We start from the raw sequence: 15,206 nt of genomic DNA, 5'->3' as shown, positions 1-15,206 counted from the left end.
CAAGGCGCAGCGCCCTCACGGCCTGCGCCTTTTTCATGGCAATCGTGGCAGCATGGCGGCATGACGCTCGCCCTACAAAGTATCGCCCCCGACAGCCGCTTCCTGCCTGCCTGTGCAGACGCCTTGCTCGCACACGCCCGTCCCGCGCCGCTCTCCAATGATCTGTCGCGCGCGACCGTGCTCCTGCCCAATCTCAAGCTCGCTCCCGCGCTTACGCAGGCGCTATGCGCTGCTGCGGGCGGGGCCGTGCTGCTGCCGCGCATGGACACGCTCAACGGCATGGTCGAGCCCTGGCTAGTCTCGCTGGAGGCCTTGCCCGATGCGCGCCGCCAGCTGATCCTGCATTCGTTGCTGCGCGGCAAGGACTGGTTTGACGAAGCGCTGCTGTGGGATGTGGTCGGCGAGCTGGTGCAGCTTTTCGACGTGCTCACCGAACACGCGGTGAAACTGCCGGAAGGCGAGGGCGAGTTGCTCGCCCGGCTGGAAGCCGCGTTCGAGCTGAAGGCCTCCGAATCTTTGGCTTTCGAAGCCAAGCTCGTGAATACGCTGTGGCGTGCCGAGGCGCAGGGCCGGCCTTCGCGTACCGTGGCGCGCCTGCTTGCGACCAGTTCCTGGCTGGCGCAACTCGATGGCCCGCTGATCGTCGTCGCCGAAAGCGCCGAGCTGGGGCTGCTGCAAGGACTTATTGATCATGCCGCCACGCGCGTGCCGGTGTTGCTCCTGCGGCCGGATCGCAAGCTGGCCGAGGGCGCTCTGGGCGAACTGCTGCTGGCCGCCTGGCCGCTGGCGGAGACCGCACCCGCTCTGCACGAACGCGCCTGCCTGCTGAGTGCACAGACCGGCACGGCAGCGCGCGAACGCCTGCGCTTGGTCTCGGCCGAGAGTCTTGAAGGCCTCGGTCAGGCCGTGGCGGATCAGGTGCTGGACTGGATTCGCGCCGGCAAACGCGAGATCGCCCTGATCGCCTGCGACCGCCTTGCCGCCCGCCGCGCCCGCGCCTTGCTGGAACGCGAAGGCGTGCTGGTGCAGGACGAAACCGGCTGGAAGATGGCCACCACGCGCGCCGCCGCCGTTGTCGATGCCTGGCTGGAAGTCTTGTCGTCGGACGCCTATCACCGCGCCCTGATCGATCTCTTGCGCGCGCCGCTGCTGTTTGCCGACGTCGATCCGCTCGCGCGCGGCCGCGCCACCGAAACCATCGAACGTCTGATCCAGACCAGTGGCATCGTCAGCGGGCTGGATCGTCTGCTGGCCGAGGCGCAAGCCGACGCCGAGGCCGTCGCCTTGCTCGGCCGCCTGCGCGAAGCCCGCGCCGCCATGGGCCAGCAGCAGTCGGTGAGCATCGCCGAATGGCTGCGGCGCCTTGCCAAGAGCCTGGAACTGCTCGGCGCGCTGCCGCATTTTGCGCAGGATTTCGCCGGCCGCGAATGGCTGGAATGGCATGCCACCCGCCTCGCCGAACTGGCTGATGAAAAAAAGGACGAGAGCAGCAAAGACGTCGCCCGTTTCAACTTCGCCAACTGGCGCACCTGGTTCAACCGCCAGATGGACGCCCATCTGGTGCGCGACGAGAGCATCGACAGCCCGGTGATCATGACCCACCTGGCCGCCACGCGCCTGCGCAGCTTCGAGGCCGCGATACTCATCGGCGCGGACGCTGAACACCTCGCCCCGCCCAGCGCGCCGGCCTGGCTCACCCACGCCGGCGTGCGCCGCGAACTGGGTCTGCCGGGGCTGGAACGGGAGCGCCGCCAGCTGCGCGAAGACATGGCCGGCTTGCTGCTCGCCAGCGGCCAAAGCGTGATCGCCTGGCAAAGCCTGCGCCGCGATGAAGAGCTGATGCCGGCCGCCGAGGTGGCCGTGCTGACAGCCGCACTGGGCCTCGTTGTCGGGGTAGGGTGTGTGGAGAGGCACGCTGCGCGCGGCTCTGCAGCCAGTGCCGAATTAGGGCTGCTAACCCTGCCCGCGCCCAGTGTTCCGCCGCAGCGCGTGCCCGCCAGCCTGTCGGCCAGCGGCATGCAGACCCTGATCGATTGCCCTTACCGCTATTTCGCCCGTTACGTGCTGCGCCTGAACGAAGCCGAAGAACTCGCCGAAGGCATGGAAAAACGTGATTTCGGCCAGCAGCTGCACGGCATTCTCAACAGCTTCCACCAGCGCTTCCCCCTCATTACCGGCGAGGACGAAGCCCTGTTGCTGGCCGAGCTGGAAGCCATCACCGAAGCCGCCTTCGCCGAAGCCGTGGCGCGCAACTTTCAGGATCACGCCTGGCGCCTGCGCTGGCGTGCCCGGCTGGTCAGCTACCTCGACTGGCAACGCGAACGCGAAGCCGCCGGCTGGCGCTGGGCCGCCGGCGAAGAATGGATCGAGCGCGAACACGAACTCTCTGACGGCCAGACCCTGCGCCTGCATGGCCGCATCGACCGGCGCGATGTAAAGGCTGCGGCTGGGAGTGAGGAAACCGCCTTGCTCGACTACAAATCACGCGGCATCAGTGCGCTGCGCAAACAGGTCAAGGATCCGGACGACGTGCAGCTCGCCTTCTACAGCCTGCTGCGCGGCACGCGTATCGCCGAGACCGCCTACGTTGCGCTGGATGACGAAAGCGTTGGCGCTGTGGTGCAAGGCGAACCCGAAGAGCGCGCCGGCGCTTTGCATGATTGCATTACCGCCAGCTTCGACGCCCTGCACGCCGGCGCCGGCCTGCCCGCCAACGGCACGCCGGGGGCGTGTGCTTATTGCGAGATGCGTGGGCTGTGCCGCAAGGAGTGGGTGGGGTAAGCAAGGTTTTGTAGGGTGCAATCGGAGCGCCGTAGGCGCGCATTGCACCGTATGCGTTTGGGGACAATGGAAACATCTGGCGCAATGCCCTGCGGGCGATTGGCGCCCTACGATGGATGTGTCGGAACGGTCAAAAACAAGGAAGCTTTATGAGTAATGCAAGACTAGAACAGCAAATGGCCTTCATCATCGAGATGGAAAAGCTTAAGATCGTCTACCGGCAAAACGGCGTCCTCGGCGGCGCTCGGCACGAAAACACTGCCGAGCATTCTTGGCATGTCACACTGATGGCGCTGCTGCTGCAGGAGCACGCGCTGGATCAGAACCTTGATATCGTCAAAGTCATCAAGATGCTGATGGTGCATGACATTGTCGAGATCGATGCAGGCGATACCTGGGCTTACGACGCGGCCGGCTATCAGGACAAGGCGGCCAAGGAAGATGCCGCCGCCCAACGCATCTTTGGCCTGCTGCCATCAGATCAGTGCGAAGCCCTGATTACCGTCTGGCGCGAATTCGAAGTTGGTGAGACCCCCGAAGCCCGTTTTGCCGCGTCTTTGGACAGCATGAGTCCGGTGGTGAATTTTTACGCCACCGACGGTGTTGAAGGCGACACAGGTCGATTGAAAACCTCGCAGGTCTACGCGAAAAAGCGTTTCATCGGCGAAACCGCCCCGGCGCTGTGGCATTACACCCAGGATGTCATCAGGAAGTCTGGCGAGAAGGGTTTGTATCTTGAGGATATTGAGGCCTGATGTCTCACTTTGGTTGTGTTGCGCGGCTTACGCCTGCGGCTAACCCGCCCTATGTCCAAGTTCGACCCCGGAATCTGCAATGACCCCTGAACACCGCCAAACCCAACGCTTCCTTGCCCTCGATCCCGCCCGCAGCGTGACGGTGGAGGCTTGCGCGGGCAGCGGCAAGACCTGGCTGCTGGCTTCGCGGCTGTTGCGTCTGCTGCTGGCCGGCGCGCGGCCGGGCGAGATCCTGGCGATTACCTACACGCGCAAGGCGGCGCGGGAGATCGAGGCGCGGCTGCGTGGCTTGCTCTCTGAACTGGCGACGGCGCCGGAAGCGCAGGTCTTGAAGATGCTGACGGATCGCGGTTTGTCGGCGGCCGAGGCGCAGGTTTTGTTGCCGAAGGCGCGCGGCTTGTTCGAGGCGGTGCTGCATGCCGAGCCGGCGATCACGATCACGACTTTCCACGGTTGGTTTGCGCGCCTGCTCGGTGGTGCGCCGCTGGATAGTGGACTGGCGGGGCGTAGCCTTGACGCAGCCGCGTCCAGCCTGCTTGACGAGGCATGGGTGCTGTTGGCGGCCGACTGTGGCCGATCTGCGGATAGCCCCCTCGCACAAGCCCTGCTGTGGCTGTACGGCGAGCAGGGGGCTTTCACCACGCGCAAGCTGCTCGGCGGTTTTGTCGAGCGCCGCGCGGAGTGGCGGGTGTGGCAGGAGCAGTGCGGCGGCAGCGAGGGCGTGTCGCGCTGGCTGGATGCGGAATTCGGCGTGGGCGGCGATCCGCTGGCAGATCTGTTCATGCCGGCGCGGCTGGACGAGCTGGAAGAATTTGCGCGCCTGCTGGGGCAGAACACGGCGACGGATCAGGCCGCGGGGAATGCGCTGGCGCAGGCGGTGGTGGATGTGCGGGGTTCGGTAGGGGCGGCTTCAGCCGACCATGTGCGGCTGAAGCCGCACCTACAAGAGCGTGACGGCGGGGCCGCGTTTGAGACGATTCGCGCCGCCTTCCTGACCGCCACGAATTCATCTCGCGCCCGCAAGCCCGGCGCGGCGCAGGCCAAGCGCCTGGGCGCGTCTGGCGAGGAGCGTTATCTTGCCCTGCACAGCGAATGGAGCGCGCGCGTGATTGCGACGCTGGGCGCGCTGCAGGATCAGCGCAATGCGGAGCTGAACCGGCGCGCGCTGCTGGTTGGCGAGGCTTTGCTGACGCGCTTCGATGAGCTGAAGCGCCAGCGCCGGGCGATGGATTTTGCGGATCTGGAAGCGGAGATCGACAAGCTGCTGGCCAGCGAGGGCGGCGCGGCCTATCTGCAGGCGCGCCTCGACGCGCGCTACAAGCACATTCTGCTCGACGAGTTTCAGGATACGAATCCGCTGCAGTGGCGCATTCTGCGCGGCTGGCTGGACGGTTATGTGGGCGCCGGCGCGGCGCGACCCAGTGTGTTTCTGGTGGGCGATCCGAAGCAGTCGATTTACCGTTTCCGTCGTGCGGAGCCGAAACTCTTTATGGCGGCAGCGGAGTATTTCAAACGCGATTTTGGTGCCGAGCGCATCGGCAACGCGCATACCTTCCGTAATGCGGGCGGTATCGTCGATCTGGTGAATGCGGTGTTCGGCGCGGAGCCGCTGTTTGCCGGTTTCGAGGCGCAGACGACCGAGCATCCGGATTTGCCTTCGTGCATCGAATTGCTGCCGCTGATTGTAGGGCAGGCGGCGGAGGCTGAGCTGATTGAAGGCCTGCGCAATCCGCTGGAGACGCCGCGTGTGGAGGCTGAGGATTTGCGCCGCAGCGAGGAAGCCGCGCTGCTGGCGCAGCGCATTGGCGCGATGGTTGGCTGCGACGGTGAAGCCTGGCTGGTGCGCAGCAAGGATGGGCGCGAACGCGCCGCGCGCTATTCCGATGTGCTGGTGCTGACGCGGCGCAAGACGCAGCTGGCGGCCTACGAGGCGGCGTTGCGCGAGGCCGGGATTCCCTTTGTCAGCCCCGGTCGCGGCGGCTTGCTGGAGACGCTGGAGGCGCAGGATCTGTTGGCTACCTTGCGCTGGCTGGCCGACCCGGCGGACAACCTGGCGCTGGCGCATCTGCTGCGCGCACCGGCGTTTGCGTTCTCGGATGAAGACCTCTTGGCGATTTCGGCGGAGCCGGGTCTGTGGTGGTCCGTTTTGCGTGATCTAGCCGAGGCAGCTGTTGCGCCTGCTCATGTTCGGGCGGTGCGACTGCTCTCCGGATGGCTAGCCGCCGCTGCGCATCTGCCGGCGCATGATCTGATCGACCGCATCTTTCATCAGGCCGACTGGTTCGCGCGTTGCCGCGCGGTGCTGCCCGCGGCGCTGTGGCCGGGCGTGCATGCGAATCTGGAGGCGCTGCTGGAGCTGGCGCTGAACGTGGATGCCGGGCGTTACCCGAGTCTGACGCGTTTCGTCGATGAGCTGCGGCGCCTGTCGGTGTCGGATGACGAGGCGCCGGACGAAGGCCTGGTCGTGTCGGCGGGAGAAGGCTCGGGCCGCGTGCGTATCATGACGATTCACGGTGCCAAGGGCCTGGAGGCGCCGATTGTGTGGCTGATCGATGCCAACTCGCCGCCGCGTAATCCCGATGGTTACGGCGTGGCGATGGACTGGCCGGCGGAGGCGCTGGCGCCGCAGCACTTCTCGCTGCTCGGCAAGATCAGCGAGGCCGGGCCATCACGCGCGGCGATTCTGGAACGCGAAGCCGCCGCTGCCGAGCGTGAGGAGCTGAACCTGCTCTACGTGGCGATCACGCGCGCCGAGCAGGTGCTGATCGTCAGCGGCATCGAGCCAGCGAAAACCATGAATGCGGTGACACCGTACAAACGCCTTGCCTTGGCGATGGGCGCGCTGCAGGCGTCTGCAGGCTGTATCGGTGAAATGCCGCGCGGGGTGGGCGTCTCCAGCCTGCCTGCTCTGGAAAACAGACTGGGGGCGGCTCTTCAACCGGTGCCTGCGGTGGGGGCCTTGCGTCGTGCGGTGCTTGATCCACTTCAAGAAAGCAATGCCGGCATGGAATTCGGCACGGCGATGCACGCCTGGCTGGAGGCGGCCACCGCCAATTTGCCGCAGCCGAGTGTGGCGCCGGAAGTCGAACAGGCCGCACGCCGCCTGCTGGAGCGCCCGGCGCTGCGGCGCTTCTTCGATCCGGCGCAGCATCGGCGCGCGGCGAACGAAACGGCTTTCGTCGGTGCGGATGGCAAGCTGGGTCGCATCGATCGTTGGGTGGAATGCGAGGACGCGATCTGGGTGCTCGACTATAAAAGTGGCAAGCCTTCAGAAGAGGCCTTGATGGCCGATTACAGAGTGCAGGTTGCCGGCTATCGTGAAGTGTTGCAGGCGATTTTTCCGGATCGACCGGTCAAGGCACTGCTGGTGTTCGCCGAAGGGGGCGAGATCAGCGTGGAGTGAGCCGGTTTTGTAGGTGCGACTTCAGTCGCACGCCACGCTTGGCTGGCCGACTGAAGTCGGCCCTACTGACTTGCAGGCGCTTGCTTTCAGACTGGAGAACGACATGCTGCTCAGTGACGTGCTGGCCATCAAGGGCAAGCTGCTTTACACGATCTCGCCGCAGAAAACGCTGGCCGATGCGCTGGCGCTGATGACCGAGCAGGACATGGGCTCGCTGGTCGTCATCGAGCACGGCACCCTGATCGGCATGCTGACTTTCCGTGAGGCGCTGGCGGCGATTCACAAGGCTGGCGCGGCCTGGCAGGGCGTACTGGTTGGCGCCGCGATGCTGCGCGACCCGGCGGTGGGCGAGCCGCGCATGGATCTGCACGAATTGCGCAGCCACATGATCGATCATCATCAGCGCTATTTGCCGGTAGTGGAGGGCGGTGCGCTGCTCGGCGTGATTTCCTTCCATGACGTGGCCCGTGCGGTGCTGGAGGAGCAGGGTTTCGAGAGCGTGATTCTGCGCAACTTCGTGCGCAACTGGCCCGATGAGGTGCTGCCGGTGGGTAAGGCCAGCGCGAATTGCTCGGATCGTTGAGGCGATCCTGGATAAGTCCGAAACTGTCACGCCACGCGCGGCAGGTTGAAGAGCCGCGGCTGGCGGGCCTGTCGCGGCATGCAGGCTGGAGAGGCAAGCGGGGCGAGGTTCTTCGGCATACTTGTTTGCAACTTGGGCGTGCACTGCACAAAACCTCCGCCCATACCTTCAGGTATCCTCCTGCCCCTGACGCGCTACGGCAGATTTGTTGCAGTGCAATCTGATCAAGGGTTGGGTGGATGGATAAGCTCTGGTTGAAACATTACCCGGCAGGCGTGCCGGCCGAAATCGATGTGACGGAATACGCTTCGCTGGCGGATTTTTTCGAGCGAGGCGCCGCGCGCTGGGCGGAGAAGGTGGCCTTTATCAATATGGGCGCCGAGCTCACGTATCGGCAGCTGGATGAATTGTCTGCCCGCTTTGCGGCCTATCTGCAGGGCACGCTGGGCTTGCCCAAGGGCACGCGCATCGCGCTGATGATGCCGAATCTGCTGCAGTACCCTGTTTGCATGTTCGGTGCGCTGCGTGCCGGCTATACGGTGGTCAATTGCAATCCCTTGTACACCCCGCGCGAGCTGGAGCATCAGCTCAAGGATTCCGGCGCTGAAGCCATTGTCATCCTTGATAATTTTGCACATACGCTGCAGGCGGTGATCGGACGCACGTCGATCAAGCATGTGGTGGTGACGAGTCTGGGCGGAATGCTCAGCGCGCTGAAGGGTCGGGTCATCGATTTCGTGGTCAAGCACGTCAAGAAGAAGGTGCCGGCCTGGCGCTTGCCGGGTAGCGTGCGCCTGAGCGCAGCCTTGAGCCTGGGCGCGCGCCAGAGCCTGCGACCGGTGACGGTGACGCGCGAGGATATCGCCTTTCTGCAATACACCGGCGGCACCATGGGTGTGGCCAGAGGAGCAATGCTCACGCACGGCAACATCCTTGCCAATCTGCAGCAGGCGCACGTGTGGATCGGCTCGAACCTGCGCTGGGGCAGCGAGACGGTGGTGACGGCGCTGCCGCTGTATCACATCTTCTCGCTGACGGTGAATTGCTTTGTGTTCTTCATGATGGGCTCGCGCAATCTGCTGATTACCAATCCGCGCGATATCGGCGGCTTCCTCAAGACGATATCGAAGTACCCGTGGTCGGTGATTTCCGGGGTGAACACGCTGTTCAACGCGATGCTGCAGCATCCGAAATTTGCAACGCTGGATTTCTCGAACCTGCGCCTGTCGATCAGTGGCGGCATGTCGCTGCAGAAAACCGTGGCGGACAAATGGCGTGCGGCGACCGGCCATGCGCTGATTGAAGCCTATGGCCTGACCGAGGCTTCGCCGGGGGTGTGCTGTTGCCCGATCAATCAGACCGAGTACAACGGCTCGATTGGTCAGCCCGTGCCTTCAACCGATATTTCCCTGCGCGATGAAAATGGCCGTGAAGTGGCGCTGGGGCAGGCTGGCGAGCTCTGCGTGAAGGGCCCGCAGGTGATGAAGGGTTACTGGAATGCGCCCGCCGATACCGCTCAGGTCATGACGGCGGATGGTTATCTGCGCACGGGCGATGTGGCCGTGGTGGATGAACGCGGTTTCGTGCGCATCGTGGATCGCATGAAAGATACAATTCTGGTCTCCGGCTTCAACGTGTATCCCAACGAGGTTGAAGATATCGTTGCGACGCATCCGGGTGTGGCCGAGGTGGCCGCGATTGGTGTGCCCAGCGAGCAGTCTGGTGAGGCGGTGAAGATCTTTGTGGTGCGCAAGGATCCGGGGCTGTCCGAGAAGGATCTGATCGCCCACTGCAAAAAAAGTATGACAGGCTACAAGGTGCCGCATCTTGTTGAATTCAGAACAGATTTGCCCAAAACCAATGTCGGTAAAATTTTGCGACGCGCCTTGCGGGATGAGGAGATCCTGAAGGCGCGAACCAAGGCTGCGCGCGCTTCTTGAGGGGGTTCTTGCCTTGTAGGCCATGATCTTCTAGGGGTTATTCACAGGCTTTGGGGCTCTTGTGTGTTGTCGTCCCCTGTGCTTCAATTGAATCGCGTTTCTCACTTCTGTTTGGCAATTTTCTCGTGAACTCCACTTTCTACATCGCTGGTTCTTCTGCCCCCGTCATTTTGGTGACGGCCGTAGTCGTACGCGTAGTAGTAGGCGTAGGCGGCAACGCGCCGTAACGGGGACGAGTCGAACTTGAGGATTCAGACCCCGCCGGCGCGAGCCGAGCGGGGTTTTTTTTACTCCCTGTCCGGTCTGGCTGGCCCAACCATTAGGAGCAAGAACATGCAGTTAAACGGGGCCCAACTCATCATTCGGCTGCTCGAGCAGCAGGGCATTACCACGGTCGCCGGTGTTCCCGGCGGCCCCGCTTTGCCGCTCTACGATGCTTTGTCGCAGAGCACGATCATTCGTCATGTGCTGGCGCGTCACGAGCAGGGCGCAGGCTTCATCGCCCAAGGCATGGCACGCGCCACCGGCAAGGCGGCGGTGTGTCTGTCCTCGAGCGGTCCGGGGGCCACCAATCTGGTGACGCCCATTGCCGACGCGAAGCTCGATTCGATCCCGCTGGTGTGTATCACCGCTCAGGTTCCGAGCGCCATGATCGGCACGGATGCTTTTCAGGAGGTGGATACCTACGGTATTTCCATCCCGATCACCAAGCACAACTGGTTGGTGCGTGATGTCCGGGATCTGCTCGAAATCGTGCCGGCCGCTTTTCGCATTGCCGAGTCGGGCCGTCCCGGTCCGGTGTGGCTGGATGTGCCCAAGGATGTGTTGACGGCGGTGATCGAGATCGATGCGCTGCCGGCCATTGCCGTGCGTGATGCACTGCCGGAGGTGGGCCTTGATCAGATTGCCCGTGCCGCAGCGTTGATCAATGCTGCTAAAACGCCTGTGCTGTATCTGGGCGGTGGTGTGATCGCAGCGGATGCTTGTGAAGCCGCGGTGGCGCTGGCCGAGCGGGCGGGGCTGCCGACCACCATGACCTTGATGGGTCTTGGCGCGATGCCGGTCGATCATCTATTGTCGCTGGGCATGCTAGGCATGCATGGTGCGCGCTATACCAATTACGCGTTGGAAGAGGCCGATCTGCTGATCGTGCTGGGGGCGCGTTTCGATGATCGTGCTATCGGCAATGCCGACAAGTTCTGTCCGAAGGCTTCGATTATTCATATTGATATTGATGCGGCCGAGCTGGGCAAGATCCGTCGCCCGGACGTGGCGATCAATGGTGACGTGGCGCGTGTGCTGGCGTTGCTTGAGGGGCATGTGCAGACTAATCCGCGCCGTCAATGGGTGGATCGGGTGGATGAACTGAAATTGGCGCATCCGCTGGCCTTGCCGGGCGTGGAAGATCCGCGCAGCCATTACGGTCTGGTGCGTGCTATCGCCGATCTGCTGGATGACGAGGCGGTGATTGCTACTGACGTCGGTCAGCATCAGATGTGGGTGGCGCAGGCTTATCCCTTCCGTCGCGCGCGCCAGTGGCTGACTTCCGGCGGTCTGGGCACCATGGGTTTCGGTATGCCGGCCGCCATCGGAGCGGCCTTAGCTCAGCCGGAGCGTACGGTGGTGTGTTTCTCGGGTGACGGCAGCCTGAAGATGAACATCCAGGAAATGGATACAGCGGTGGAAGAGGACGTCAATATCAAGGTGGTGTTGATGAACAACCAGTCGCTGGGTCTGGTGCATCAGCAGCAGGATATGTTCTATGGCCAGCGCATATTTTCGGCCGACTACCGGCGCCAGACCAATTTCCTGAAGATTGCCGAGGGCTTTGGCATGCAGGTATATGACCTGGATTCGAGCGATGATCCGCGTGCCTTGCTGGCCGAAGCGCTGGCAGCCAAGGGGCCGGCGTTGATCCACTGCTCGATCGACGTGAATCAGAAAGTCTTCCCGATTGTGCCTCCGGGCGCGGCCAACACCGAAATGATTGGAGGCTGAGATGAATCTGCCCAGCGAAAACAAATTGCTTGAAAAGGTTGTGCTGGAACTGGCCGTGCGTAACCATCCCGGCGTGATGTCGCACGTGTGCGGGCTGTTTGCCCGGCGCGCCTTCAATGTGGAAGGCATTCTGTGCATGCCGGTGGGTGGGGGTGACGAAAGTCGCATCTGGCTGCTGGTGCGTGATGATGTGCGCCTGCCGCAGATGATCAGCCAGGTGGAGAAACTGGAAGATGTAATCAGCGTCGAGCGCCATGGCGCGGATCATCGGGTGTTCGAGCGGCTGGAAGAGTTCTTCCTGTAAATCCTGAACGAAGGCTTATGGAATGGATGCTCCGAGAACCTCATCTCGGAGCACTATCGAACGAATTTCCGGGTTCGTGTATTTCTCTTCTGGATCGACGGATTCGTCATCTTCCTTGTGGTGGAATTCCCCTTGGTCAAAAGCCGCAAAGACTTCCCCTGCGTAGGCCGGCAGCCGGACATCGTACCTCGCGCCGACGTACGCGTGCAGAGCATTCATTGCCGTGTCGGCGGCTTCAAAACTCAGGTTTTGGACCCAATATTCATGTGCTACGCGACGTGCAAAGCTGTCAAAGAATCTGTCTAGAGATAGTCTGAAAACATTTCTGCAGGCTTCGACATGGTCGTGCGACAGAATGCGAATGACTCGCTTACTGGGCTCTGTTTCCGAGGCGCTCTGGATCAGCTTGTCGAGTTCGATGAGGCTCATTTTCCGGTTCCAGTGAAATCAGAGTTACAACAGCGGCCCCGGCCGCACGGCCTTGAGCAGCACGATCAGGGCGCCGGCGCCACCATCGGGTAAACGTGCCTGACAGTAGGCCATCACATCCGCGTAGTTCATCAGCCAGCCGGCAACGAGTTTCTTCAGCACCGGCTCGCGCCCCGGCGAGCCACGGCCCTTGCCGTGCACCACGCGCACGCAGCGGACGCCGCGTTTTTTCCATTGCCCCATGCACGCGGCGAGCAGCTCGCGCGCTTCGTCGCGATTGCTGCCGTGCAGATCCAGTTCGTCCTGCACGACCCAGCGCCCGCGCCGCAGATCGCGCACGACGGAACGTGGCACGCCGTTTTCCAGATAGGTCAGCTCCTCGCCGCCTTCCATGCGCAATTCCAGCGAAGTTGGCGCGTAGATGGATTCGGCCAGTGCGGCCTGTTCGTCCAGTTCATGCTGGATCGGCAGGGGCTTGGGTTTGGGCGCTTCCGGGGTGATGCGGTCGGTGCTTATCGGGGTGACGCCGCGCAGGGCTGTGGCCAGATCCAGTGCCTGCCCGGAGAGCGGCTTGCCGCTTGAGTCTTCAGCCAGCCATGCTGCAGGCACCCAGTCCTCCTGACTGTTCGAGGTGGATGGCTGCAGAGGCTTATCCGGCGCGGCTTCGCGAGGGCGTGGGATAGGCTTGGGTAAAGGTTTCCGGATTTCTGCCTGATTGCTCGGCGGCAGGGCTTGCGCGCCGGCGATGGCGCTGCGGAACAGGCTGAGCTCGTCCGCGTCTTCAACAACAACAGCCCGCCGGGGGGCGGGCTGTGCTGCGTTGGAACGAGCGACCGGGCGGGCGGACAAGTCCGCCCCGGGGCCGCTTGAGTGCTTTGCCAGCTGGCGTTTCAGGTCGGCCAGCGGCAAGAGTTTGCGGCTCATGCTGTTTTGCGTGAAAGTCGCAGAGCGACTTCTCGAAGCTCTCCTCTCCTATTTGGGGAGAGGGGCTGGGGGAGAGGGAAACGGGCATGACTTTCATGCTCGTGCGTGGCTTTCAAAGTCATGACCGTTAGAGCGAACCGAGGTAGCGTTCCGCGTCGAGTGCCGCCATGCAGCCCGTGCCGGCCGAGGTGATGGCCTGACGGTAGATGTGGTCGGCCACGTCGCCGGCGGCGAAGACGCCCGGGATGGTGGTCTGGGTGGCGTTGCCGTGCTGACCGCCGTGCACCGTGAGGTAGCCGGTGTCGTTCATTTCCAGCTGATCCTTGAAGATGCCGGTGTTCGGGGCGTGGCCGATGGCGATGAAGACGCCGTGCAGGGCGATGTCCTTGGTCGCGCCGGTCTTGACGTTCTTGACGCGCATGCCATTCACGCCCTTGGCGTCGCCCAGCACCTCATCCAGAGCCGAATCCAGCTCCAGTGCGATCTTGCCTTCCTTCACGCGCTCCATCAGCTTGTCGATCATGATGGCTTCGGCGCGGAATTTGTCGCGGCGATGCACCAGCGTCACCTTGCTGGCGATGTTGGCCAGATACAGCGCCTCTTCGACGGCCGTGTTGCCGCCGCCGATCACGGCGACTTCCTGATTCTTGTAGAAAAAGCCGTCACAGGTGGCGCAGGCCGAGACGCCGCGCCCGGAGAATTTCTCTTCCGAAGGCAGGCCCAGATACTTGGCGGTAGCACCCGTGGCGATGATCAGCGCGTCACAGGTGTAGGTGCCGGAATCGCCGATCAGGGTGAAGGGGCGCTCGGTCAATTTGGCCGTGTGGATGTGGTCGAAGATCATTTCGGTGTTGAAACGGCGCGCGTGCGCCTCGAAACGGGCCATCAGCTCCGGGCCTTGCACGCCATCGGCGTCGGCCGGCCAGTTGTCGACTTCGGTGGTGGTCATGAGCTGGCCGCCCTGCGCCATGCCGGTTATCAGCACGGGTTTGAGGTTGGCGCGCGCTGCATACACGGCGGCAGAGTAACCCGCCGGGCCGGAGCCGAGGATGATCAGGGGATGATGCTGGCTGTTCGTGCTCATGGGGGATTCCTGCCGTGAAAGAGTTGAGTGCCGGATTATAGCCGAGGCGCTTCGGCGGGCCGATTGGCGTTGGCAATCGGGGCGATTGGTTTTCGTCGGTCAGGCCGGGCGGGCTTATTGTCAGTCTGGAATACTGAATGGTTCCATCCGTGATATTCGTCACATATACTTGCGCGAGTGTTCATGAAGGCGTCCTGCATCTGTAGCGCCTGCAGGCTTGGCTGTTGGTTTGGTATGACCTGTGCTTGATGTGTGGCATCAAGCACCCACGGAGGTTGAATGAGCAATAAGCATGCGGTTTCGGCAACGGCCTTGAGTACTTTGCCGGTATTCCAGGGGCTTGAGGCTGCGCATCTCGATGAAATCGCACGCCATGCCGGCATGCGCCGCGTAGCGCGTGGCGTTCCCGTGGTCCGGGCGGGCGAGGTGATGGACAACGTTTACTTCGTGCTCAATGGCAGCATGAAAGTGTTGATCTGTGATGAAGATGGGCGCGAGGTGATCTTTACGATCATCGGCCAGGGCGCTGTCTTCGGCGAAATGGGCATGCTCGACGCCGCCCCGCGTTCTGCCTCGGTGGTCTCGGCCATGGCGACGGATCTGGTGGTGTTTTCGCAAGCCGATTTTTTGCACATCATGAAAACTCATTTCGACGTGTGTTTGCGCGTGATGGGCAATCTGGCCCAGCGCTTGCGCGATGCGGATCGCAAGATCGAAAGTCTGGCCCTGATGGATGTGTATGGTCGGGTCGCGCGCCTGTTGCTGGATCTGGCCGAGCCCGTCGATGGTAAAAACGTGATCCGCAAGAAGATTTCCAAGCAGGATATTGCCAAGATGATCGGCGCCTCGCGTGAAATGGTCTCGCGGGTGATGAAGGATCTGATCGCCCGAGGTCTGGTTGAAGAGGGCGGTCAGGGGCAGTTGGTGTTGCTGGAGCCGATGGACGCCTTCTGATGGCAGGTGTTCGCCTGCAGGGCCGGCTTGGCGAGCCTGTATAATCCTCCT

The 15,206-nt window shown here is 62.8% G+C and carries 11 protein-coding genes; 8 read left to right on the top strand and 3 right to left on the bottom strand.

Annotated elements, in window-relative coordinates:
• The first annotated feature begins 60 nt into the window (after positions 1-60).
• The 7 genes from ABXR19_RS00510 (at position 61) to ilvN (ending at position 11,764) form a co-directional block, all read left to right on the top strand.
• A complete protein-coding gene (locus tag ABXR19_RS00510) occupies positions 61-2,781 on the top strand; it encodes a PD-(D/E)XK nuclease family protein (protein WP_354599114.1) in 2,721 nt (906 codons plus the stop codon).
• A gap of 149 nt (positions 2,782-2,930) precedes the next feature.
• Positions 2,931-3,536: an HD domain-containing protein gene (locus tag ABXR19_RS00505; protein WP_354599113.1), complete on the top strand. Its 606-nt coding sequence runs from the start codon at positions 2,931-2,933 to the stop codon at positions 3,534-3,536.
• Between the two features lie 79 nt (positions 3,537-3,615).
• Positions 3,616-6,939, top strand: a complete 3,324-nt coding sequence (locus ABXR19_RS00500; protein ID WP_354599112.1) for a UvrD-helicase domain-containing protein — start codon at positions 3,616-3,618, stop codon at positions 6,937-6,939.
• A 103-nt stretch (positions 6,940-7,042) separates the two neighbouring features.
• Complete coding sequence (locus tag ABXR19_RS00495; protein WP_354599111.1) at positions 7,043-7,522, top strand: CBS domain-containing protein; 480 nt, start codon at positions 7,043-7,045, stop codon at positions 7,520-7,522.
• Between the two features lie 239 nt (positions 7,523-7,761).
• Positions 7,762-9,462: an AMP-binding protein gene (locus tag ABXR19_RS00490; protein WP_354599110.1), complete on the top strand. Its 1,701-nt coding sequence runs from the start codon at positions 7,762-7,764 to the stop codon at positions 9,460-9,462.
• Positions 9,463-9,795: 333 nt separating this feature from the next.
• Positions 9,796-11,460, top strand: coding sequence for an acetolactate synthase large subunit (gene ilvB / locus ABXR19_RS00485; protein WP_354599109.1), 1,665 nt, complete (start codon positions 9,796-9,798; stop codon positions 11,458-11,460).
• 1 nt (position 11,461) lies between these two features.
• Positions 11,462-11,764, top strand: a complete 303-nt coding sequence (ilvN, locus tag ABXR19_RS00480) for an acetolactate synthase small subunit (protein ID WP_354599108.1) — start codon at positions 11,462-11,464, stop codon at positions 11,762-11,764.
• Positions 11,765-11,779: 15 nt separating this feature from the next.
• Here the strand turns inward: ilvN and ABXR19_RS00475 are convergent, their stop codons facing one another.
• The 3 genes from ABXR19_RS00475 to trxB form a co-directional block, all read right to left on the bottom strand.
• Complete coding sequence (locus ABXR19_RS00475; protein ID WP_354599107.1) at positions 11,780-12,193, bottom strand: hypothetical protein; 414 nt, start codon at positions 12,191-12,193, stop codon at positions 11,780-11,782.
• A gap of 24 nt (positions 12,194-12,217) precedes the next feature.
• Positions 12,218-13,117, bottom strand: a complete 900-nt coding sequence (locus ABXR19_RS00470; protein ID WP_354599106.1) for a Smr/MutS family protein — start codon at positions 13,115-13,117, stop codon at positions 12,218-12,220.
• 127 nt (positions 13,118-13,244) lie between these two features.
• Positions 13,245-14,201, bottom strand: a complete 957-nt coding sequence (gene trxB, locus ABXR19_RS00465) for a thioredoxin-disulfide reductase (protein ID WP_354599105.1) — start codon at positions 14,199-14,201, stop codon at positions 13,245-13,247.
• A gap of 279 nt (positions 14,202-14,480) precedes the next feature.
• Here trxB and ABXR19_RS00460 point away from each other — a divergent pair, with 279 nt between their 5' ends.
• The gene (locus ABXR19_RS00460; protein WP_354599104.1) at positions 14,481-15,155 is read left to right on the top strand and encodes a Crp/Fnr family transcriptional regulator; all 675 of its coding nucleotides are present in this window, start codon (positions 14,481-14,483) and stop codon (positions 15,153-15,155) included.
• Positions 15,156-15,206 lie beyond the last annotated feature (51 nt).

It is taken from the genome of Uliginosibacterium flavum (genome assembly GCF_040566545.1).
Taxonomy (GTDB): Bacteria; Pseudomonadota; Gammaproteobacteria; order Burkholderiales; family Rhodocyclaceae; genus Uliginosibacterium; species Uliginosibacterium flavum.
The sequence above is the reverse complement of the archived record's forward strand: the minus strand, read 5'-3'. Positions and strand labels throughout refer to the sequence as shown.